Source organism: Noviherbaspirillum humi (genome assembly GCF_900188095.1).
In the GTDB taxonomy this organism is placed as follows: Bacteria; Pseudomonadota; Gammaproteobacteria; order Burkholderiales; family Burkholderiaceae_D; genus Noviherbaspirillum; species Noviherbaspirillum humi.
In genome coordinates, this window is sequence record NZ_FZOT01000014.1 from 106631 (window position 1) to 127620 (window position 20990).

Sequence of the window (20990 nt, forward strand, 5' to 3'; positions counted from 1 at the left end):
CCGGTCCAATGCAGATCGAGCTGATATCGTCGAGTGAACTGGCGCGCGGCCGCCGTTTCCAAACAAGCGGAGTGCTCGCTGCCATGCCGTTCACCCGGGCAGCAGAGGCCGAGCGCGCTGCGCGACTGATGGCGCAACGCGCGGGCGTGGATGGGCTAATCGTCGCGGTGCACGACGACGTTGGCGACGGGTTCATCAGCCTCGTGAACCAGGTGTTTCGTGCCAGTTCTAGCCCCTGGTTCGCCTACGTTGCGCAAGATGCGTTTGCCGGGCGTGGCTGGCTCGCCGCCGCCGTGGCCGCCATGGAGCGCCAGCAGGGATCGCTACTGGCGTTCAATGATGGCAAATGGTCGGGCGCACTGGCCGCTTTTGGTCTCGTGCGGCGCGCTTGGGCCGCTACGAACTATAGCGGTGACCTGTTCTATCCCGGCTACCGCCGCCACTATGCCGACGCGGAGCTGACGGTTCTGGCGTTGCAGCAACAACGATTGGTCTACACAGCAGAGGGTGTGCTGGTCGAAGTCGACTGGGGTAAAGACGACGCGCCGGTCGATCCGGCTGATCGCGCTCTTTACCACGAACGTGTACGAACCGGCTTTGATGGCCGGGTGCGCGCACCGCAGTTGTTGAAGCGTTTTGCCTGATGCGGCGCGCGGCACAACTGATTGAGCAAGCTGACGGGCTGCGCTCCCTCAGCCAGTGGGCCGGCGCACTCGCGCTGTACCGCGAGGCTGTTTCGCTGGCGCCGGCGGCGGCCACCCTGCACCACAACATGGCGCTGTGCCTGCATGCGCTTGGCCAGCACACGCAGGCGCTCGAAAACTCGCGTGTAGCGCTATCACACAATCGGGGCTTGTGGCAAAGTCGCGTGGTGGCCGGCCGGTCGCTGAAGGCGCTCGGCCAGCCGGACGCCGCTTGGGAGGAGTTCGCACAGGTACTACGTGACAGTCCGCAAGCCGGCATGGCGGCGATGGACCTGGCCGACCTCGCGATGAATGAATTCGGCGACCCGTTGCAGGCGGCGGCGCTCGCGCAGCCATGGCTCTCTCATGCCGAGCATGGACGCGATGCACAGCTGACGACGCTGCTGTCAGCGCTGTATGACCGCGACTTCAGCGCGGCGGAGCTGGTCGCGCGCATTAAGGTGTTCGCGCAGCGGGAGTTGGTGCTTGACACACTGCCGGCGCCGGCGAGCCCGCCTGCGTGCCGAAAGCCGGGCCGGCTGCGCATCGGCTTGTTGTCTCCGCTGTTTTGCGCGTCGCCTGTGTATTTCCTCACCATCGCTGGCTGGCGCCGCATGGCCGCCGAGGCGGATATCATCGTGTTCGACCGTGGCACACGGCATGACTGGGCCACCGAGGAATTCCGCCGCGTCGCTCATGGCTGGCAGCCGGTGGCGCACTTGGGCGCGGCGCAGCTGGCGCAGGTGCTGCTGGCGGCTGACCTGGACGTGCTGTACGACCTCGGCGGCTGGATGGACCCGGTGGGCCTGCAGGCACTGTCGGTGAAGCCGGCGCGGCGTCAGTACAAGTGGGTGGGCGGCCAGAGCGCCACCACCGGCCTGCATTGCTTCGACGGCTGGATCGGCGATGAATGGCAGTCGCCGACGTCGCTGCAGCACCTTTACACCGAGCCGCTGCTGAACCTGCCCGGCGGTTATGCCAGTTACACCCCGCCGCCCTACCTGCCGAAGTCGGCGAAACGCAAGGATCCGTCGCCGGTAATCTTCGCTAATCCCGCCAAGCTGTCGCGCGCCTTCCTGCGCATGCTGGCCGGGCGGCCCGGCAGGAAATGCTTCGTCCACCGCCAGTACCGGCATGCGCGTGTACGGGCGCGGATCGAGGCGGTGCTGGGACCGGGCGAGGTCGAGTATGTGTGTCCGGCCAGCCACCAGGAGGCACTGGAAGCGGTGAACGCGCATGCGGTGATGCTCGATACCTTTCCCTATAGCGGCGGCCTGACGGCGCGCGAGGCGGTGGCGCTCGGCACGCGGGTGAAAGGCAGCGTGGGGGAATTGTTTTGCGAGCGGCACACGGCGTGGGTAGCGAGCACGAAGTCGAGAGTTGTTTATCCTGAAGATAATAGAGCTTAAAGAGTTGTCATCGCGTGAGCAAGCCGCGAAAATAGTGATTAAAAATTATTACTGGTACCCGTTTAAAAATAGGTCCAAAAAGCAAAAAAGGGCCTTTACTTGCAAAATTGGCTTATAGATCGGCCAGACGAATACCTCAAAGCCCTTAATGGGAAGAAAAACGTTTCGCTTCGGTTCGTTATTGCATTAAAGATATAGGTGCTACTTTTTTTCCCCCGAAAGTGCCGGTTTAAACCGTTCCTACATTTGAGGAAAAGGAATAGGCTATGGAAAGAAAGCGAAATAAGGCAAGATCGACTGGTCCAGTAACCGATATCGGTAAAGCGCGCTCATCGATGAATTCGCTGCGGCATGGGGCGCTGTCGTCGAAAGTACTTCTACCAGGTGAGAGAGTTGAAGAGTTCGAGGCCGTTTTGCAAGGCATGATTGCCGACCTTCGTCCGGTGGGTACACTTGAAACAATCTTAGTCCAAAAAATTGCAGAGGTCATTTGGCGAAAAACACGTCTCGACATAGCAGAACAAGAAGCTACGACGGCTGCTCGCTTGCGTGATGTCGACAAAAATGATTTGGCCAGACACTTGAATTTGTATCCAAAGCAGGATCCGAACGAAATTCTGAGCTTCTCGGAAGAGCCGCTTGATTTTCCTGAATGGATGCTAAATGAGAAAAATGCTCCCGATGAAGAAGTCGGACAGCGTGCAGTACTTATCCAGCATGAATCGCAATACATTCATGCTGGAAAAGTCAAAGTTGAAACTCATGAAGATGCAAAAAGAAATTGTCCGGAGTGTTGGAGCGAATTATTAAAGGAGTCAAATCGAGCCGGGTTTAGCGATCCAGATGCTTATCTAATGAAATTTAAGAATGCGAAGCTAAAGCATTTCTTTGCCGAGTATTGCAAGGAGGCCTCTAAAAAAGTCTATTGGACCGCATATTGGCATGAGAACCGAACGAAAATTGAATTCGCTTTTCAGGCGATTCGGCGTAACTATGTGGCGGCAGCATGGGATGCTGAGAAGGCCCACCGCTATCACGCGATGTTAAATAATGAACTGTTCAAATTGCTTAAAGAACTTCGCGCCACGCAGGAATGGCGTTTAAAAACGATTGAAGCCAGCGATATAGAGATAGCAGACGATAAGACCGACTAATAGAGAAGAAGCTGGTGCTGCAAGCTTTTCTACTTATTTGTCCGGTTCGCGGGATAGACAATTAGCCAGGTGCCTTTAGGGTTCTTTAATATCCCAACTATAAAGAATTTTCAAGCATGCAACATTTACATTGCAAGTGGAACCTACGTCCACCTTTTTGCGTCGTTTGTCGAAAAGAACTAAGGTTTTTGAGCGTTTAATAGTTTGTTTGTAAGGCGTAGTAGGGTAGTAGCTATGTAAAGTTTTATGGGAACTCAGCGAGTGAAAAGTCGGGAGGAGCAAAAGGGAAGCGATAGCATATCTAAATTAATTGTTTTTACCGCTAGACCGACTACCATTAAAATATGCAGACGTTGCGCGTCCGGATCGGGGACAAGCATGCCAAAGCGCTAGAAGACATGGCTTGCAAACACTATAAGTACGGTCTGAGATTTGGGAACGAGTTTACATCCTCAAATGCAGTGCTACCAAGCCTTCAAATTTGAACTCAGGCCGTCCGGTGAGCAGCAGCGCAACATGCGCCGCTTTGCTGGGTCTTGTCGATTTGTTTTCAACAAGGCGCTTGCATTGCAGATGGAGCGCTTTAAGTTGGGCGAAAAGAGGTTGGGGTATGTTCCGCTGTGCAGATTACTTACTATGTGGCGCAAAGATCCCCAGACACCTTGGTTGGCCGATGCGCCGACGCACGCGCTACAGCAGTCGCTCAAAGACCTTGCCCGGGCCTATGCCAACTTCTTCTCCAAGCGCGCTAACCTGCCGCGTTTCAAGAAGAAAGGACAGTGTGACAGTTTTCGCTATCCCGACCCGAAACAGGTCAAACACGATCAGGCCAATAGCCGCATCTACCTGCCTAAGCTCGGTTGGCTACGTTACCGCAAAAGCCGAGATATTCTAGGGACGGTAAAGCAAGTCACGGTATTGTTTAGTAATGGCAAGTGGCTTGTATCCATTCAGACCGAACGCGAGGTCGAGCGGACGATCCCTGATGGCGGTGCCGTCGGCATCGACTTGGGCATTGCCCGCTTCGCCACGCTCTCTGACGGCACATTTTATGCACCACTCAATAGCTTCAAACAACACGAAACTGCGCTGCGAAGAACGCAGCAGTCATTGACTCGCAAAGTCAAGTTCAGCAACAACTGGGAAAAGGCGAAGGCCCGCCTCCAGCGTATTCACGCCCGCATCCACAACGCCCGCCGCGACTACCTGCACAAGACCACGACCACTATCAGCCAAAACCACGCGATGGTGTGCATAGAGGACCTGCAGGTAAAAAACATGTCAAAGTCAGCAGCAGGTACTAATGAGAAGCCAGGTAGAGCAGTTCGGACCAAATCCGGTCTAAACAAGTCGATCCTCGATCAGGGCTGGTTTGAGTTCCGACGGCAACTCGAGTACAAAATGGCGTGGAAAGGCGGCTGGCTTATCGCTGTACCCCCGCAAAACACAAGCCGGACTTGTCCGTGCTGCGGCCATGTGTCGGCGAATAACCGGAAGACTCAGGCCCGGTTCATGTGTGTAGCGTGCGGCTTTAAAGAAAACGCCGATTTAGTCAGCGCAATTAACATTCTCAGGGCGGGACACGCCCGTTGCGCCTGTGAAGTGAGCGGTGCAGCAAGGCCGCCAGCAGCAGGAACCCGCCGAAGCGACTTATTCCGGATAAGTGCCGGGAACGCCGCCGTAGGAATCCCTGGTATTAAACAGGGAGGATGTCAAGGAGGGGCCGTCGGTGAGTTTACGGCCGCCTAGAGGACGGAATTCCATGGAAAGCATGTCTGGCCGGGCGCTTTTCAAGTGCGAGTCCCAGAGCGTGTTATTAAATTAATGAGGGGCCGCGCAGCTAGGTCAAGCGGCCGAATGCGAGGCACGGCGACGCGATGTACGGTGCTACAGCAAGGATCCGAAACGACGGAAATGACTGCTTAGTAAGCCTGCCGGTATCGTTCGAGCGAAAAGGCGCCTAGTGCGGCGTTGCGGCGCTTGCGCCGAGAGTCGCTCCGTGCGGCGCATCGCGCCTTGCGTTCGTACGCCACCCCCTGTTTGAATTCATATACACTTTAGTGGTGTTAATCGGATGTCTGATACCGCCCATGACGTTTTGCAAGGCTGGGTGCGCTGGCGTTCGACGTCTCAGGCGCTGGCACTGCGAGCGTGCATCATTTTGACCGGTGCCAACCAAGTCATTACCAGCTCGCCCATTGCCTGTACGCTGCACGTCAGCAATCTGACTGTTATGCCGCGCTCGGGGCACCCCACGGCGTCGCAGATAAGCAGATTGAGCGTCGCATTGCTACCACCTGCACAGCAGTGCAGCTAACGTTACCCACTGAATTAGCCGGCAACTGGTCCAAGCAACCCGCATGAGCCACAGTAGCATCGGCGCGAAGGGATGCCGCGCCTTTGCAGTTAATTGCCATCTTCCACATGGTCGTCTGATGATCGGTTTAACTCTGCTCAAAAAATTTGCATACGAGAACAATCAGACGAGGAGAGCGTCGGACTGTCTTGTGGAGGATCTGCAAAGGAAGGGGCGTTTTTTCGAAACGAACTGGGCTCCCGGTGTCTTGGCGGCGATAAAAAGCGGTGAATTGCGAGAAGTGGGCAACAATTTGCGTTGTGTGAATTTGCAGAACTGATCGAGTTTTACCGAACCAAGGCGGTGAGTCCGCTCATAACAAAAATGCGAAGGTGCGAATGCTCATACGTTAAGAGTCTCTTTCTAAGAGCGATGCAAGTTGGCCCCGTATGGCGTGGAGGCGATATTCGGGCGTGGCTTCATTTGGCGGGTGGCATACTGCTGGAGTGACTTAGCCTAACATCCAACGCGATACTGTCACCGCCGCGCGGGCGCACGGTGCTGGTCATGGAAGGCAGGGTCCTTTTTCCTGACCCAGTTCACAAACTTGCGAATTTCGTCGTTTTCCAGCAGCCGTTCGCAGGTATGGTAGTACTGTGCCAGTTCGCGTTCGCTGAAGACCGAATGGATCTTGCTATGGCAAATTCGGTGCATGCGCACCGTGTCGCGGCCCTTGTGGCTGCGCGGTATCAGATGGTGCTCGTTGGCGGACGGGCCGTCGACGAGTTCGCGGCCGCAAAGGGGGCAGGGATCCATCCGATGCATGTCGGGCCGGACGACAGCTTTTCAAGCGCCAGACCGCTGTCAATGCCGACCCTGCCTCACATACTCCAGCAGCGTGACGCCGACCAGCAGGTGGGCGGCTTCCGACACCGGATTGCGTACCTTGCCGCGCCGGATTCGGCGGGCAAGCCGTTCGCCTTCCCACCACAGGCTGCGCAGGTCGCGGGTCAGCCGGTCGCGCCGGCTTTCAAACTCGTCATCCGCGACGTCGCGCCCGAGGATGTCGCCATACAGCGCCGCCACTTTCCGCTCCAGGTGAAACAGGCGCATGCGCAGGTCGACCACTTCCCGGGACGGAAGGTCGGTACGGGCCTCCGGCGTTTTCAGGTTGTGACTCATGGCAATGTCTCCGCACTGGGTTCTCCTGCCGGTAGTTTGCAACCTCCATACCCAAGGCCCGCAACGCCCGGAAACGTCAAAAGGCGACATGGTTGAGCTCTAGGAAGTTCGATTCAGGACAGCATCGGCGCAGCATAGGCCATCCCGCGCAGCAAGAGTTGGCGGTTGAACAATTCGCGGCTGCCGGATTCAAACCGGTGTTGCCAAAGATTGCCGCGTGTTGACATGAAACGTCACGCGCGGCGGGTTTTCATTCACGCAAGGGGAATAGCAATGCCATCACTGCACGGGATTCTGGTGGAACTCGGTATGGTTGAGCCGTTGCGCCACGAGGAAGGCGAGAACGACGACGAACACCACACCGCCTGGATTGCCTCCGGCGGCAACTTCAACCCGGTGCCGGGCCAGCTCTACGAAGTGTCCTTCGGCCGCGTGCCGTTGGATGGCGAGGACCGCATCGTCAATGCCCGCGTGCGCATCGACGGCATCGGGCCGGACAGGTGGACCGACCTCGACACCGGCCAGCCGCTCGATTCGCGGCTGCAGCAGCTGCCGGTGCATGCCTACCGGCAGCTTTGAGGCTTGGAGATTTATCAGGCTCCTAGACGCCGAGATATTGCGTCAGGGCGTCCTGCTTCTCCAGCAGCGACTTGGAGTTGTCGGCAAGCACGATGCGGCCTTTCTCCATCACCGCCGCCAGGTCCGTGTGGGACAGCACCGCGCGGTAATTGCGGTCCACGATCAAAGTGCTGATGCCGGTCTTGCAGATCTGCTCGATCACGCGCCAGATCTCCTGCACGATAAGCGGCGCCAAACCTTCCGTGGCTTCGTCGAGGATCAGCAGTTCCGGATTGGTCATCAGCGCGCGGCCGATCGACACCATCTGCTGCTCGCCGCCGGAGAGCTGCTGGCCGCCATGGTCCAGCCTCTCCTTGATGCGCGGGAAGGTTTCCAGCACCCGCTCGAAATTCCAGTCGTTGCGGCCGTTGACGCCGGCGCGGGCGCTCATGATCAGGTTTTCCCGCACCGACAGGTTGGGGAAGATGCCGCGGCCTTCCGGCACGTAGCCGATGCCGAGGCGGGCCATCTTTTCCGGCGGCAGGCCGGTGACGTCGCGCCCGTTCCAGGCGATCTTGCCGGAGGCGGCCGGCACGTAGCCGAGCACCGAGCGGATCAGGGTGGTTTTGCCCATGCCGTTGCGGCCCATCAGGCCGAGCGATTTGCCGGCGGGGATGGACAGGTCCACGCCCTGCAGGACGTGGCTGTCGCCGTAGTAGGTGTTGAGGGAGTCGATGCGCAGCAAGGCGGCCTCTGTGTGGTTCTATCGTTCTTGGTCGTTAATGGGCGTTGGCTTCGCCGAGATAGGCGACCTGCACTTCCGGATTGGTGCGTATGGCTTCCGGCGCGTCGCTGGCGATCACCTGGCCGTTGACCATCACGGTGATGCGGTCGGCCACGCGGAACACCGCGTCCATGTCGTGCTCCACCAGCAGGATGGCGTGGCTGGCCTTGAGCCTATGCAGCAGCGCCAGCATGCGGTCGGTTTCCTCCGCGCCCATGCCGGCCAGCGGCTCGTCCAGCAGCAGCACGCGCGGGCGGGTGGCGAGGCACATCGCGATCTCCAGCTGCCGCTTCTGGCCATGGCTCATGCTGCCGGCGGTGAGGTGGGCCGAATTGGCGAGTCCGGCCGCTTCCAGCGCTTCCTGGGCGATGCCGACGCTGTGGCTGCACAGGGCGGCGCGCTCCCAGATCGCCCAGGGCCGCTGCTTCGATGCCTGGGCCGCGAGGCGGCAGTTCTCCAGCACGGTGAAGCTGGGGTAGATGGTGGTGCGCTGGTAGCTGCGGCCGATGCCTGCCTGCGCGCGCTTCGGCTGCGGCCAGCGGCTGATGTCCTGGCCGTCCAGCCGCACTTCACCGGCCGAGGGCGGGACTTCACCCGACAGCATGTTGATCAGGGTGGACTTGCCGGCGCCGTTGGTGCCGATGACGGCATGCACTTCGCCGACGTGCAGGTCGAGCGAGACATTGTTCACCGCCTTCAGGCCGCCCCACTGGCGGGTCAGCTGCAGCGCCTGCAGCAGGGGTCGGGATGCGTTGCTCATCGATGTCATCAGTGCGTCTTTCCTTCGCGGCGCCTGCCGCGGCCGGTGAGGTAGCGGCCGAGGCCGATCAGGCCGTCCGGCAGCAGGGCGACGAACAGGATCATGGTCAGGCCGAGGGTCAGCTGCCAGTGGTCGGCCAGGCGGCCGAGGATGGCTTCGGACGAGAAGAACTCCTTCAGCAGCACGAAGGCAACGGCGCCGATCACCGAGCCGCGCAGGCTGCCGAGCCCGCCGAGGATGATCATCAGCAGGATGGCGCCGGACTCGTGCCAGGACAGGAACTCCGGATTGACCACGCCATCCTTGGCCACCACCACGAACCCCGCCAGCCCGGCCAGCGTGCCGGCGATGACGAAGGCGGCCAGCTTGTAGCCGTAGGTGGAGAAGCCGGTGGCCAGCATGCGCTGTTCGTTGACGCGGATGCCTGACAGCGCACGGCCGAAGCGCGAGCGCAGGATCAGCGCCAGCAGCGCGTAGGTGGCGACCAGGCTGCCGAGCGTGAAGTAGTACAGGTGCATGCGGTCGTTGAGGTCGATCAGCGTGGCGCCGAACAGCGCCAGTTCCGGCTTGGCGTTGAGGTAGATGCCGTCGCTGCCGCCGCCGAAATTGGTGTCGTGGAAGACAAAGTAGGCCATCTGGGCGAAGGCCAGCGTCACCATGATGAAATACACGCCCTTGGTGCGCAGGCTGAGCGCGCCCACCACCAGCGCATACAGCCCGGCGCAGGCCATGGAAGCCGGCAGCAGCCAGCCGATGGAAGGCGTTGAGGTGAGCGGCGCCGACAGCATCACGGTGGCATAGGCGGCGATGCCGAAGAAGGCGGCATGGCCGAGGCTGACCAGGCCGGTGGTGCCGACCAGCAGCTCCAGGCTCAGCGCCAGGATGCCGTAGGCCATGATCTTCATCGACAGGTCCTGCATGTAGCCGGACAGGAAGAAGGGCAGGGCGGCCAGGATGATGGCGGCAATCACCGGCGCCAGCCAGTCGACGCGGCTCACCGGCGGTCGCGCCACGACCACGCCGCTCGTAGAGGAAATCGCCATGGTCAGTACCCCTTCCTTACCAGTCCTTCCGGACGCCAGATCAGGATGACGGCCATCAGCAGGTAGATGCCGATGCCGCTCATCTGCGCGAAGAACACCTTGCCGAAGGTGTCGACGAAGCCCACCAGCAGCGAGGCGATCAGCGCGCCGGAAATCGAGCCGATGCCGCCGATCACCACCACCACGAAGCAGATGATGAGGATGTGGCCGCCCATGCCCGGATACACCGAAGACATCGGCGCGGCGATCATGCCGGCGAAGGCTGCCAATACCACGCCGGCGGCGAACACCGAGCGGTACAGCAGGCGGATGTTGATGCCCAGGCCGCGCACCATGTCGCGGTTGCTGGCGCCGGCGCGCACCATCATGCCCAGGCGGGTGCGGTTGACGACGTAATACAGGCCCAGCGCCACCACTAGGCAGGCGGCGGAGGCGAACAGCCGGTACACCGGGTAGGTCATGATGCCGCCGAGCGAAAAGCCGCCGGCCAGCCAGTCCGGCACCTTGACGCCGTGGACGTCGTTGCCGACCAGGATGCTGCGTATCTCCTCGAACACCAGGATGAGGGAGTAGGTCATCAGCACCTGCTGCAGGTGGTCGCGCTGGTAGAGGAAGCTGAAGAACACCCATTCGAGCAGGAAGCCGAGGATGGCGGCGATCACCACGCCGGCCGCTATCTGCACCAGGAAGTAGTCGCCGAAGTAGGGCGCCAGCATGAAGGCGAGGTAGGCGCCGATCATGTAGAAGCTGCCATGGGCGAGGTTGATCACGCCCATGATGCCGAAGATCAGGGTCAGGCCGGAGGCGACCAGGAACAGCAGCAGGCCGTACTGGATGGCGTTGAGGCACTGGACGAGGAAGGTGGAGAGTTCCATGGTGGCTAATGTTGGCTGCTTAATCCCCACCTTCTGGAGGAGGATAGGGGCGTAGCAGGGATTTCGCGGAGCACCGCTCCGCGCCTGCGAAGCCGGTTGCGCCTGCAAGCGCAACCGTGGGTGAGGCTCAAAGCCTGACTAATTAGTCCCCTCCCCTTCAAGGGGAGGGTTAGGGGCGTAGCAGGGAATTCGGACAGCATGCTGTCCGCCTGCGAAGCCGTCAGCGCGTTTCCGCGCTGACGTGGGGTGGGATGGGGTTCCAGTGTGATCAAAGGATGTTCTTTAGGTGCGGAAGAAACCCACCCTCACTCCAACCCTCCCCCTGAGGGGGAGGGAGTCCCAGCGTTGAGAGGAGAAGGATTGAAAGAATCAAAAAATCACTTATGACCCATTCCTACTCACATCTTGCACCCGCGCCCCGGATCCGCCAGCGCCTTCACCGCCACGCCCTTGTACTCATTGAGCTTGCCGTTCACCTGGCGCAGGTAGAAGTCCTGCACCGGGTTGTGCGCCGCAGACAGGGTGAACTTGCCGCGCGGGCTGTCGATGGTGGCTTTCTCCATCGCCGGGATCAGCTTGTCGCGGTTCTTGATGTCGCCGCCCGCCGCCTGCAGGCCGGCCGCCAGCAGCTGGGCGCTGTCATAGCCCTGCACCGCATAGACGTCGGCATTGGTCTTGTAGGCCTTGGCGAAGGCCAGGCGGAACTGCTTGTCGCGGGCGATGTCGAGGTTGTCGGCATAGTGCAGGGTGGTCAGCAGGCCTTGGGCGGAATCGCCCTGCGCCTCCAGCGTGCCGTCGGTGAGGAAGCCGGGGCCGTACAGCGGAATGGTCTTGTTGAGGCCGGCCGCCACGTAATCCTTCACGAACTTCACGGCGCCGCCGCCGGCGAAGAAGGCGTAGACCGCATCCGGCTTCTGTGCCGCGATCTCCGTCAGCAGCGCCTGGAACTCGACGTTGGGGAAGGGCAGGGTGAGGTTCTGGGTGACCTTGCCGCCGCCTTTCTCGAAGCCTTCGGTGAAGCCCTTCACCGATTCGGTGCCGGCGGCGTAGTTCCAGGTGATGGTCATCGCCTTCTTGTGGCCTTTCTCGGCGGCCACCTTGCCCATGGCCACGCCTGGCTGGGAATTGGAGAAGGAGGTGCGGAAGATGGTCTTGCCGCACATCGGGCCGGTGATGGCGTCGGCGCCGGCATTCGGAATCACGAGCAGGGTATTGCTGTCCTTGGCCGCCTTCGCCATGGCCAGCGCCACGCCCGAGTGCACCGTGCCGACCACCACGTCGACCTGGTCGCGCTTGATCAGCTTGTTGATGTTGTCGGTGGCCTTGGACGGCTCCGATTCGTCGTCCACCTTGAAGTACTGGATCTCGCGTCCGCCGAGCTTGCCGCCCTGCTCGGCCACGTACAGCTTGAAGCCGTTCTCGATCATGTTGCCGAGGTTGGCGTAGGTGCCGGTGTAGGGCAGCATGAAGCCGACCTTGATCGGGGCATTCTGCGCCGAGGCATTGCCCGCCAGGCACATCGCCGCGACGGCGAGGCCGGCCCAGCCGAGTTTGAACGTGGATGTCATTCTTGTCTCCTTCAAGGGTTGTTGTTTCATTCGGCCGGCGCCAGCGGATCTACCGGGCCGGCTGCTGCATGAAGCCACCTGCTTTTTCTATCAGCGCCTGCGGCTGGTCGCGATGCGGCGAATGCCCGCAGCGCGGCAGGACCAGCAGTTCGGCGCGCGGCAACCTTCGCTTGATGCCGCGTATCTGCTCCAGCGTGCCGTATTCGTCCTCCTCGCCCTGCACCGCAAGCACCGGGCAAGCTATCTTATCCAGTTCGCCCTCGATATTCCACTCCCGGAACGCCGGATCGAGCCAGATTTGGTTCCAGCCCCAGAAGGCGGAATCCGCGTCGGCGTGGTAGCGGCCCAGCTTCGCTCGCAAATCCGTGGCGAGAAAGGCCTCGCGCGCCTGCGCGATGCTGTCGACGGTCAGCTGCTCGACCAAGATGTGCGGCGCCACCGCCACCACGCCGCTGACCGATTGCGGAAAGGCGGCGGCGTGCAGCAGCGCGATGGACGCGCCGTCGCTGTGGCCGAACAGCCAGGGCCGCTGCACGCCCATGGCCTCGAAGAAAGCCGGCAAGACCTCGCGCGCCTGCGCGTGCATGAAGCCGACCGGCCATCGCTCCTCCGCCGGCCGCGGGGTCGATCGTCCGTAGCCGTAGCGAGAGAAGACGAGGCCGGCGAAGCCGTGCTCGCGGCAGAAGCGCTCCGGAAAATCCTTCCACATGGAAACCGAGCCGAGCCCCTCGTGCAGGAACACCACCGTCGGGAAGCGGGATTCGCGCTCGCCTACCCACTGGTATTCGAGCCGGATCGGCCGGCCGCGCCAGTCGATCTCGACGAAGCGGACGGTTTCCTCGCCCGCCATCAGAATTGCGTCTCCAGGGCGCGCAGCTTGAAGCGCTGGATCTTGCCGGTGGCGGTCTTCGGCAGTTCATCGACGAACACGATGTCGCGCGGATACTTGTGCGGCGTGAGCCGGCCCTTGACGAAGGCCTTCAGCTCGCCCTGCAGGGCGTCGGCATCGACGCGGCTTTCCTTCAGCACCACGTAGGCGATGGTCTTGATCAGGCCGGTCTGGTCGGCGCGGCCGACGACGGCGCATTCCAGCACCTGCGGATGCTCGATCAGGGCCGACTCCACCTCGATCGGTGACACATACTGGCCGCTGACCTTGATCATGTCGTCGCTGCGGCCGGCGTAGGTGTAGTAGCCGTCGGCGTCCATCACGTACTTGTCGCCGCTCTTGAGCCAGTCGCCCTGGAAGGTGGCGCGGGTCTTCTCGCGGTTGTTCCAGTACAGCCAGGCGGCGCTCGGCCCCTTGATGTAGAGGTCGCCGATCTCGCCGGCGCCGACCGGCCGGCCGCCATCGTCGCGCAGCTCGATCTCGTAGCCCGGTACCGGCCGGCCGGTGCTGCCGTAGCGCACTTCGCCCAGGCGGTTGGAGAGGAAGATGTGCAGCATCTCGGTGGAGCCGAGGCCGTCCAGGATGTGGCAGCCGAAATGGGCGGTGAAACGCTCGCCCACCTCGCGCGGCAGGGCTTCGCCGGCGGAGGCGCAGACGCGCAGCGCCACCTGGTCGCGCGGCGGCAGCTCGGGCGAGGCCAGCATGGCCACGTACAGGGTCGGCACGCCGTAGAACACCGTGGGCTGGTGCCGCGTCAGGCGGGCGAACACCGCCGGCGGCGTCGGCCGCTCCGCCATCAGCACCACGGTGGCGCCCACCGACAGCGGGAAGGTCAGGCCGTTGCCGAGGCCATAGGCGAAGAACAGCTTGGCGGCGGAAAACGCGATGTCGTCCTCGCGGATGCCGAGGATGGGCTTGCCGTAGAGCTCGGCGGTCCAGTAGAGGTTGGCGTGGGTGTGCACCGTGCCCTTGGGGCGGCCGGTGGAGCCGGACGAATAGAGCCAGAAGGCGAAGGCGTCGCCATGGGTATCGGCGCTGGTGGCCAGCGGCTCGCTTTCCAGCAGGCTGTCGAAGGTGAGGGTGTCGGCCTGGGAATCGGCGCCGGCGCCGGAGACGATCACCAGCGGCTGCGCTTCAGACTGCGCCAGCGCCTCGCTGACGCAGGCCAGCACCGGCATCGATACCAGCACCGCCTTGGCGCCGCTGTGCTCCAGCATGTAGGCATAGTCGGCGGCGGGCAGCAAGGTGTTCACCGGCACCGGCACCACGCCGGCGTACAGGGCGCCAAGGAAGGCGACCGGAAAATCCACCGTGTCCTGCATCACCATCAGCACCCGGTTCTCCGGCTGCAAGCCTTGCGCCAGCAGCCCGGCGGCGATGCGGCGCACGCGCTGCGCCAGCTCGCCGTAGGTCAGGCTGCCCTGGTCGTCGATGAAGGCGGTCTTGCCGGCGCGGCCGGCGTTGAGGTCGAGAAGGTGGCGGGCGAAGTTGAAGCGTTCGGGCAGCGCGCCGGCTGCTGGCTGTGGGCTCATGGTTGTCTCCTGCGGTTCTGCTTCCGGCTCTCGCGCGGCCGGTACGGGGTGAGAGGGTCAGTTCGCGCCGGCTGGGGTGAACTGGATGGCGCCTTGGGGCAGCAGATATAGCACCAGCGCCCGGCCCTGGGTCACGGTCGGGTGATGCGCGCTTCCCGGACCGTAGACGCACCAGCCGGCGGGGCGGGAATCGAAGGCCGCATCCTTGGTGAGGGGCATGATCATGTCGATCTCGCCGTTGGGATGGGCATGGTGCGGGCCGATGACGTTGTCCATGTCCACCACGTCCACGCTGAAGCCATGGGTGGCGTCGCTCGCCTTCAGCACCCGGCCGTAGCGGATGCCGGCGGCCTCGCGGTTGCACATCCAGCCTTCCTCCGTTCCCTTGATGCAGGCGTTGAAGATGGCCTCGTAGAGCGGCGAGCCCGGGCCGAATTCATCGTTCAGCCGGGCCTCGAGATTGGCGTCGAGCGGCTCGCCGTTGATCTTTTCCGTCAGTTCGGCGATCAATTCCTGAAACCCCGTGACATCCATGCGGTTGCCTCCTCGATTGGAATCTTGTTAGAGTGTCCGGCAAGTTCCGAACTATAGTGCTTTCGGGCCGAGTTTAAATGTATTATCTTGCATATGTCAATCCAAAGCAGGAAACTATATTTCATTCCTTTGGGCGGCTCGCCGAACGACTCATTCTTCAACCACCGGCCTCATGATCTCCATTCCCACTAGTGCCCAGCCTGCCGAGAACGACGACGGCAAGGACCCCTTCCTGATCGCCCTCGGCGAGCGCATCAAGGTGCTGCGTTCGCGGCGCGGCATGACGCGCAAGAACCTGGCGCGGCTGGCGGATGTTTCCGAACGCCATGTGGCCAACGTGGAAACCGGCGTCGGCAATCCCTCCATCCAGTTCCTGCGCCAGCTGGCCTCGGTGCTCAACTGCACCCTGGCGGAAATGGTGGGCGACGAGACCGCCATGTCGCCGGAATGGTTGATGATCCGGGAGATCCTGCGCGGCCGCTCGGAGGCCGACCTGGCAGAGGCGCGCGCCGCGCTGGCCGGCATGTTCGGCGCGCCGGCGAGCGAGCTGGCGCGGCGCCAGCGGGTGGCCCTGATCGGCCTGCGCGGCGCCGGCAAATCCACGCTCGGCCGCATGCTGGCCGACAACTGGGGGCTGCCCTTCATCGAGCTGAGCCGCCACATCGAATCCCTGGCCGGCTGCAGCGTGGCGGAAATCCATGCGCTGTACGGACCCAGCGCCTACCGCCGCCATGAATACCGGGCGCTGGAAGACGTGGTGATGCGCTATCCGAGGGCGGTGATCGCCACGCCCGGCGGCATCGTGTCCGACCCGGCCACCTTCAGCCTGCTGCTGTCGCACTGCTATACCGTGTGGCTGAAGGCCTCGCCGGAAGACCACATGGGACGGGTGCTGGCGCAGGGCGATACCCGGCCGATGTCGAACAACCGCGAGGCGATGCAGGACTTGAAGCAGATCCTGGAGAGCCGCGCCCAGTTCTACGCCAAGGCCGACATGACTTTCGACACCAGCGACATGACCATGGAGGCCGCCTTCTTCGGCTTGCTGGAGGAGCTCGGCACCGAACTGCAGTACGCGCCGCATTAACCCACTGCAAGAGCATGAAATAAAGTGCATGCGCTGCACTTTATTGCTTGACTCCTCAGATATTGTGCAATATAGTGCGTCTGACTATAGGCCTTTCGGCACACCATTCTGGAGGAGCGATGAGCGACGCAGCACAAGTCAGTTACGAGACATCCCCCGAGCGCTACAAGCACTGGACCATGAGCTTCGACGGTCCGGTCGCCACCCTGACCATGAACGTCAACGAGGACGGCGGCCTGCGCGAGGGCTACAAGCTCAAGCTCAATTCCTACGACCTCGGCGTGGACATCGAACTGCACGACGCGGTGCAGCGCATCCGCTTCGAGCATCCGGAAGTGAAGTCGGTCGTCATCACCAGCGGCCGCGACCGGATCTTCTGCTCCGGCGCCAACATCTTCATGCTGGGCAAGTCGACCCATGCCTGGAAGGTCAACTTCTGCAAGTTCACCAATGAAACCCGCAACGGCCTGGAAGATTCCAGCCGCCATTCCGGCCTGAAGTTCATCGCCGCCGTCAACGGCGCCTGCGCCGGCGGCGGCTACGAGCTGGCCGCGGCCTGCGACGAGATCATCCTGGTGGACGACCGCTCCTCCTCCGTCAGCCTGCCGGAAGTGCCGCTGCTCGGCGTATTGCCCGGCACCGGCGGCCTGACCCGCCTGACCGACAAGCGCCATGTGCGCCACGACCACGCCGACATCTTCTGCACCACCTCCGAAGGCGTGCGCGGCCAGCGCGCCAAGGACTGGAAGCTGGTGGACGAGGTGGCCAAGCCGGCCCAGTTCAAGGACAAGGTGCGGGAGCGCGCCCTGGCGCTGGCCCAATTGTCGGACCGCCCCGATAATGCGAAAGGCGTGCAGCTCTCGCCGCTGAAGAAGGAAATCGGCGCCGACGGCATCGCCTATGAATTCGTCAGCGCCAACATCGACCGCGCCACCCGCAACGTCACCCTGACGGTGAAGGCGCCGAATGCCGCCCGGCCGGCCGACATTGCCGGCATCGAAGCCGCCGGCGCCGCCTGGTGGCCGCTGCAGATGGCGCGCGAACTGGACGATGCCATCCTGCACCTGCGCACCAACGAGCTGGAGCTCGGCACCTGGATCCTGAAGACCGAAGGCGATCCTCAGGCGGTGCTTGAGGCGGACAAGGTGCTGGCCGCCAACCAGAAGCACTGGCTGGTGCGCGAAACCCTCGGCTTCATCCGCCGCACCTTCGCCCGCCTCGACGTATCTTCACGCTCGCTGTTCGCCATCATCGACCAGGGTTCCTGCTTCGCCGGCACGCTGTTCGAAATCGCGCTCGCCGCCGACCGCATCTACATGCTGGCCCTGCCGGACGAGCCGGAGAAGGCGCCGAAGATCGCGCTGTCGGAACTCAATTTCGGCGCCTATCCGATGGTCACCGGCCAGTCGCGCATTGCCCGCCGCTTCTACGACAACGACACCGAGATCGCCGCCGTGCGCGCCGTCGCCGGCCAGCTGGTCGATGCCGACGAGGCGATGAAGCTGGGCCTCGTCACCATGAACCCGGACGACATCGACTGGGCCGACGAGATCCGCATCGCGCTGGAAGAGCGCGCCTCGATGTCGCCGGACGCGCTTACCGGCATGGAAGCCAACCTGCGCTTCAACGGCAAGGAAACCATGGAAACCCGCATCTTCGGCCGCCTCACCGCCTGGCAGAACTGGATCTTCATCCGCCCCAACGCCGTCGGCGAGGCGGGCGCGCTGAAAGTCTACGGCACCGGCAACAAGGCGCAGTTCGACATGAACCGGGTTTAAAGAACATTCATTCAGCATAGTCAGCAGTCGTTCGCCAGACGAACCCTTTTGCAAAGGAAAAGACCGTGAGCATCAATTACAGCGAGAAGATTCCGAACAACGTCAACCTGTCGGAGGACAAGACCCTGCAGCGCGCGCTGGAGCACTGGCAGCCCAACTACCTGCAGTGGTGGCAGGACATGGGCCCGGAAGGCGCCATGGCGCACGACGTCTACCTTCGCACCGCGATCAATGTCACCCCGGATGGCTGGGCGCATTTCGGCCACGTCAAGATGCCGGACTACCGCTGGGGCATCTTCCTCGCCCAGCCGGAAGAAAGCCGCAAGGTCAACTTCGGCGAGAACAAGGGCATGGCCGCCTGGCAGGATGTGCCGGGCGAGCACCGCGCCAACCTGCGCCGCATCATCGTCACCCAGGGCGACACCGAGCCGGCCTCGGTCGAGCAGCAGCGCCATCTCGGCCTGACCGCGCCGTCGCAGTACGACCTGCGCAACCTGTTCCAGGTGAACGTGGAAGAAGGACGCCACCTGTGGGCCATGGTCTACCTGCTGCACAAGTATTTCGGCCGCGACGGCCGCGAGGAAGCGGAAGCCCTGCTGCAGCGCAATTCCGGCGACCAGGACAATCCGCGCATCCTGGAAGCCTTCAACGAAGAGACGCCCGACTGGCTCGCCTTCTACATGTTCACCTACTTCACCGACCGCGACGGCAAGTTCCAGCTGGCGGCGCTGTCGGAGTCCGGCTTCGATCCGCTGTCGCGCACCTGCCGCTTCATGCTGACCGAGGAAGCGCACCACATGTTCGTCGGCGAGTCCGGCGTGGCGCGGGTGCTGGCCCGCACCTGCGAGGTGATGAAGCAGAACGGCATCGAGGATCCGAACGACGTGGAGCGGGTGCGCAAGCTCGGCGTGATCGACCTGCCGACGCTTCAGCGCTACCTGAACTTCCACTTCAGCGTCACCATCGACCTGTTCGGCGCCGACCAGTCGTCCAATGCCGCCACCTTCTACAGCGCCGGCCTGAAGGGCCGCTATGAAGAGACCAAGCGCGACGACGACCATCTGCTGAAGAACAACACCTACCGCATCCTCGAAGTGAAGGATGGCGCGCTGGTGGAGAAGGAAGTGCCGATGCTGAACTCGCTCAACGAAGTGCTGCGCGACGACTACATCCGCGATTCCATCGCCGGCGTGTCGCGCTGGAACCGGGTGATGGAAAAGGCCGGCATCAACTTCCGCCTGCAGGCGCCGCACAAGGCCTTCAACCGCCACATCGGCAGCTTCGCCGGCATCCGCGTCTCGCCGGAAGGCCGCATCATCAGCGACGCCGAATGGGAAGCCAACGTGCGCAACTGGCTGCCGTCGGAGGAAGACCGCGCCTACGTCGCCTCGCTGATGGGCCGCGTGATCGAGCCGGGCAAGTTCGCCAACTGGATCGCGCCGCCGCCGGTGGGGATCAACCGCCAGCCGATCGACTTCGAGTACGTGCGCTTCAGCTGATTCAGCCCAGCGAAGATCGAGTCCGTAACACCGTATCAACCAGGGACCCGCGGCTAGCGGGTTCCGCAATTTCTGGCCGACATGAACGCTCCCGAACACGTCGTACTGATCCGTCAGCACCTGATCGATCCGGAAGTCTGCATTCGCTGCAACACCTGCGAAGAGACTTGCCCGATCGACGCCATCACGCACGACAGCCGCAACTACGTCGTCAATCCGGACATCTGCAACGCCTGCGGCGCCTGCATCTCGCCGTGCCCCACCGGCTCCATCGACCACTGGCGCACGGTGCCGAAGCAGGCCGCCTACTCGCTGGAAGAACAGTTGAGCTGGGACGAACTGCCGGCGCAGCAGGACTTGCCGAGCGAAGCGTCGATGAGCGCGCCGGCCGACGATCCGGCGATGGAAATGGCGGAGACCCTGCAGGAAAACGCCGCCACCACCGCATCGTCGCCGATGCCGCCGTGGTCGGCGGCCCATCCCTACGTCAATCTCTACGGCCTGAAGAGCCCGGTGACGGCGACGGTGGCCGGTAATTTCCGCCTCACTGCCGACGATGCCGAGAGCGACATCCGCCACCTCGTGCTCGACTTCGGCACCCAGGTGTTCCCCGTGCTGGAAGGCCAGTCGATCGGCATCATCCCGCCCGGCGTGGACGAGAACGGCAAGCCGCACTACCTGCGCATGTACTCGGTGGCCAGTCCGCGCACCGGCGAGCGCGAAGGATACAACAACCTCTCGCTGACGGTGAAGCGGGTTGTGCAGGACCATGAGGGCAAGCCGGCGCTGGGCGTCTGCTCGAATTACCTGTGCGACCTGAAGAAGGGCGACACGGTGCAGGTCACCGGCCCCTTCGGCAGCAACTACCTGATGCCGAACCACAAGGGCGCCAACATCCTGATGATCTGCACCGGCACCGGCGCCGCGCCGATGCGCGCCATGACCGAGCATCGGCGCCGGCTGGCGGCGAAAGGCGAAAAGGAGGAAGGCAGGCTGATGCTGTTCTTCGGCGCCCGCAAGCCCGAGGAGCTGCCGTACTTCGGCCCGCTGCGCAAGCTGCCGCCGTCGCTGATCGATACCCATCTCGCCTTTTCGCGGGTGCCCGAGCAGCCGCGCGCCTACGTGCAGGACAAGATGCGACAGGCCGGCCAGGCGGTGGTGGAGCTGCTGCGCGGCGACACCTATGTCTATATCTGCGGCCTGAAGGGCATGGAAGCCGGCGTGATGGATGCGCTGCACGACGTCTGCCAGTCCGCCGGCATCGACTGGAAGGACCTGCATGGACGGATGGTGAAGCAAGGACGCTTCCACGTCGAGACCTACTGACGCAACGCAATCGGCAAAGGGCCCTGCATGCAG

The 20990-nt window shown here is 62.5% G+C and carries 20 protein-coding genes; 10 read left to right on the forward strand and 10 right to left on the reverse strand.

Annotated features, from left to right (window positions below; all coding sequences use genetic code 11):
- Positions 1-8: 8 nt before the first annotated feature.
- The 5 genes from CHB88_RS17895 to CHB88_RS24710 all read left to right on the forward strand — a co-directional run bounded on the left by CHB88_RS17895 (position 9) and on the right by CHB88_RS24710 (position 5882).
- Positions 9-644 carry a hypothetical protein gene (locus CHB88_RS17895; protein ID WP_089400710.1) on the forward strand — a complete coding sequence of 212 codons (636 nt, stop codon included), beginning with the start codon at positions 9-11 and terminating at the stop codon, positions 642-644.
- Positions 644-2092 (forward strand): tetratricopeptide repeat protein, encoded by a 1449-nt coding sequence (locus CHB88_RS17900; protein ID WP_089400711.1) that lies wholly within the window; start codon positions 644-646, stop codon positions 2090-2092. The genes CHB88_RS17895 and CHB88_RS17900 overlap by 1 nt, the downstream gene beginning before the upstream one ends.
- 266 nt (positions 2093-2358) lie before the next feature.
- Positions 2359-3246 (forward strand): hypothetical protein, encoded by an 888-nt coding sequence (locus CHB88_RS24705; protein WP_143131351.1) that lies wholly within the window; start codon positions 2359-2361, stop codon positions 3244-3246.
- A gap of 456 nt (positions 3247-3702) precedes the next feature.
- Entirely contained in the window at positions 3703-4995 is a 1293-nt protein-coding gene (locus CHB88_RS17910; RefSeq protein WP_089400713.1) for an RNA-guided endonuclease InsQ/TnpB family protein, read from the forward strand.
- A gap of 611 nt (positions 4996-5606) precedes the next feature.
- Positions 5607-5882: a hypothetical protein gene (locus tag CHB88_RS24710; protein WP_143131352.1), complete on the forward strand. Its 276-nt coding sequence runs from the start codon at positions 5607-5609 to the stop codon at positions 5880-5882.
- 197 nt (positions 5883-6079) lie between these two features.
- On the opposite strand, the gene CHB88_RS17915 is transcribed toward CHB88_RS24710, so the two are convergent.
- Together CHB88_RS17915 and CHB88_RS17920 are read right to left on the reverse strand one after the other, a co-directional pair.
- On the reverse strand, positions 6080-6358 hold the full coding sequence (locus CHB88_RS17915; RefSeq protein WP_245845050.1) for an HNH endonuclease family protein: 279 nt from the start codon (positions 6356-6358) through the stop codon (positions 6080-6082).
- A 48-nt stretch (positions 6359-6406) separates the two neighbouring features.
- Entirely contained in the window at positions 6407-6724 is a 318-nt protein-coding gene (locus CHB88_RS17920; protein ID WP_089400715.1) for a hypothetical protein, read from the reverse strand.
- A gap of 273 nt (positions 6725-6997) precedes the next feature.
- Between CHB88_RS17920 and CHB88_RS17925 the strand changes: the two genes are divergently transcribed.
- On the forward strand, positions 6998-7303 hold the full coding sequence (locus CHB88_RS17925) for a hypothetical protein (RefSeq protein WP_143131353.1): 306 nt from the start codon (positions 6998-7000) through the stop codon (positions 7301-7303).
- Positions 7304-7325: 22 nt separating this feature from the next.
- Here CHB88_RS17925 and CHB88_RS17930 read toward each other — a convergent pair whose 3' ends face one another.
- The 8 genes from CHB88_RS17930 to CHB88_RS17965 all read right to left on the reverse strand — a co-directional run bounded on the left by CHB88_RS17930 (position 7326) and on the right by CHB88_RS17965 (position 15267).
- Positions 7326-8027 carry an ABC transporter ATP-binding protein gene (locus CHB88_RS17930; RefSeq protein ID WP_089400717.1) on the reverse strand — a complete coding sequence of 234 codons (702 nt, stop codon included), beginning with the start codon at positions 8025-8027 and terminating at the stop codon, positions 7326-7328.
- Between the two features lie 34 nt (positions 8028-8061).
- Complete coding sequence (locus tag CHB88_RS17935; protein WP_425436124.1) at positions 8062-8835, reverse strand: ABC transporter ATP-binding protein; 774 nt, start codon at positions 8833-8835, stop codon at positions 8062-8064.
- Positions 8835-9869, reverse strand: coding sequence for a branched-chain amino acid ABC transporter permease (locus tag CHB88_RS17940; RefSeq protein WP_089400718.1), 1035 nt, complete (start codon positions 9867-9869; stop codon positions 8835-8837). Before CHB88_RS17940 ends, CHB88_RS17935 begins: the two co-directional genes overlap by 1 nt.
- Positions 9870-9871: 2 nt before the next feature.
- A complete protein-coding gene (locus tag CHB88_RS17945; protein WP_089400719.1) occupies positions 9872-10744 on the reverse strand; it encodes a branched-chain amino acid ABC transporter permease in 873 nt (290 codons plus the stop codon).
- A gap of 398 nt (positions 10745-11142) precedes the next feature.
- Positions 11143-12312, reverse strand: coding sequence for an ABC transporter substrate-binding protein (locus CHB88_RS17950; RefSeq protein WP_089400720.1), 1170 nt, complete (start codon positions 12310-12312; stop codon positions 11143-11145).
- 49 nt (positions 12313-12361) lie between these two features.
- Positions 12362-13162, reverse strand: coding sequence for an alpha/beta fold hydrolase (locus tag CHB88_RS17955; RefSeq protein WP_089400721.1), 801 nt, complete (start codon positions 13160-13162; stop codon positions 12362-12364).
- Positions 13162-14733: a benzoate-CoA ligase family protein gene (locus tag CHB88_RS17960; RefSeq protein WP_089400722.1), complete on the reverse strand. Its 1572-nt coding sequence runs from the start codon at positions 14731-14733 to the stop codon at positions 13162-13164. Before CHB88_RS17960 ends, CHB88_RS17955 begins: the two co-directional genes overlap by 1 nt.
- Positions 14734-14790: 57 nt before the next feature.
- The gene (locus tag CHB88_RS17965; protein WP_089400723.1) at positions 14791-15267 is read right to left on the reverse strand and encodes a DUF4863 family protein; all 477 of its coding nucleotides are present in this window, start codon (positions 15265-15267) and stop codon (positions 14791-14793) included.
- A gap of 172 nt (positions 15268-15439) precedes the next feature.
- Between CHB88_RS17965 and CHB88_RS17970 the strand changes: the two genes are divergently transcribed.
- From CHB88_RS17970 to boxA, 4 genes are all read left to right on the forward strand, one after another.
- Complete coding sequence (locus CHB88_RS17970) at positions 15440-16354, forward strand: helix-turn-helix transcriptional regulator (protein ID WP_089400724.1); 915 nt, start codon at positions 15440-15442, stop codon at positions 16352-16354.
- Positions 16355-16473: 119 nt separating this feature from the next.
- Positions 16474-18132: a 2,3-epoxybenzoyl-CoA dihydrolase gene (gene boxC, locus CHB88_RS17975; RefSeq protein WP_089400725.1), complete on the forward strand. Its 1659-nt coding sequence runs from the start codon at positions 16474-16476 to the stop codon at positions 18130-18132.
- 65 nt (positions 18133-18197) lie between these two features.
- Complete coding sequence (gene boxB, locus CHB88_RS17980) at positions 18198-19631, forward strand: benzoyl-CoA 2,3-epoxidase subunit BoxB (protein ID WP_089400726.1); 1434 nt, start codon at positions 18198-18200, stop codon at positions 19629-19631.
- Between the two features lie 81 nt (positions 19632-19712).
- Positions 19713-20957 carry a benzoyl-CoA 2,3-epoxidase subunit BoxA gene (boxA, locus tag CHB88_RS17985; protein ID WP_089400727.1) on the forward strand — a complete coding sequence of 415 codons (1245 nt, stop codon included), beginning with the start codon at positions 19713-19715 and terminating at the stop codon, positions 20955-20957.
- Positions 20958-20990 lie beyond the last annotated feature (33 nt).

Excerpts from the sequence above, each read along its gene's own strand:
- CHB88_RS17895 (WP_089400710.1), top strand. The coding sequence starts at position 9 with ATGCAGATCGAGCTGATATCGTCGAGTGAACTGGCGCGCGGCCGCCGT.
- CHB88_RS17900 (WP_089400711.1), top strand. The coding sequence starts at position 644 with ATGCGGCGCGCGGCACAACTGATTGAGCAAGCTGACGGGCTGCGCTCC.
- CHB88_RS24705 (WP_143131351.1), top strand. The coding sequence starts at position 2,359 with ATGGAAAGAAAGCGAAATAAGGCAAGATCGACTGGTCCAGTAACCGAT.
- CHB88_RS17910 (WP_089400713.1), top strand. The coding sequence starts at position 3,703 with ATGCAGTGCTACCAAGCCTTCAAATTTGAACTCAGGCCGTCCGGTGAG.
- CHB88_RS24710 (WP_143131352.1), top strand. The coding sequence starts at position 5,607 with ATGAGCCACAGTAGCATCGGCGCGAAGGGATGCCGCGCCTTTGCAGTT.
- CHB88_RS17915 (WP_245845050.1), bottom strand. The coding sequence starts at position 6,358 with ATGGATCCCTGCCCCCTTTGCGGCCGCGAACTCGTCGACGGCCCGTCC.
- CHB88_RS17920 (WP_089400715.1), bottom strand. The coding sequence starts at position 6,724 with ATGAGTCACAACCTGAAAACGCCGGAGGCCCGTACCGACCTTCCGTCC.
- CHB88_RS17925 (WP_143131353.1), top strand. The coding sequence starts at position 6,998 with ATGCCATCACTGCACGGGATTCTGGTGGAACTCGGTATGGTTGAGCCG.
- CHB88_RS17935 (WP_425436124.1), bottom strand. The coding sequence starts at position 8,835 with ATGACATCGATGAGCAACGCATCCCGACCCCTGCTGCAGGCGCTGCAG.
- CHB88_RS17940 (WP_089400718.1), bottom strand. The coding sequence starts at position 9,869 with ATGGCGATTTCCTCTACGAGCGGCGTGGTCGTGGCGCGACCGCCGGTG.
- CHB88_RS17945 (WP_089400719.1), bottom strand. The coding sequence starts at position 10,744 with ATGGAACTCTCCACCTTCCTCGTCCAGTGCCTCAACGCCATCCAGTAC.
- CHB88_RS17950 (WP_089400720.1), bottom strand. The coding sequence starts at position 12,312 with ATGACATCCACGTTCAAACTCGGCTGGGCCGGCCTCGCCGTCGCGGCG.
- CHB88_RS17955 (WP_089400721.1), bottom strand. The coding sequence starts at position 13,162 with ATGGCGGGCGAGGAAACCGTCCGCTTCGTCGAGATCGACTGGCGCGGC.
- CHB88_RS17960 (WP_089400722.1), bottom strand. The coding sequence starts at position 14,733 with ATGAGCCCACAGCCAGCAGCCGGCGCGCTGCCCGAACGCTTCAACTTC.
- CHB88_RS17965 (WP_089400723.1), bottom strand. The coding sequence starts at position 15,267 with ATGGATGTCACGGGGTTTCAGGAATTGATCGCCGAACTGACGGAAAAG.
- CHB88_RS17970 (WP_089400724.1), top strand. The coding sequence starts at position 15,440 with ATGATCTCCATTCCCACTAGTGCCCAGCCTGCCGAGAACGACGACGGC.
- boxC (WP_089400725.1), top strand. The coding sequence starts at position 16,474 with ATGAGCGACGCAGCACAAGTCAGTTACGAGACATCCCCCGAGCGCTAC.
- boxA (WP_089400727.1), top strand. The coding sequence starts at position 19,713 with ATGAACGCTCCCGAACACGTCGTACTGATCCGTCAGCACCTGATCGAT.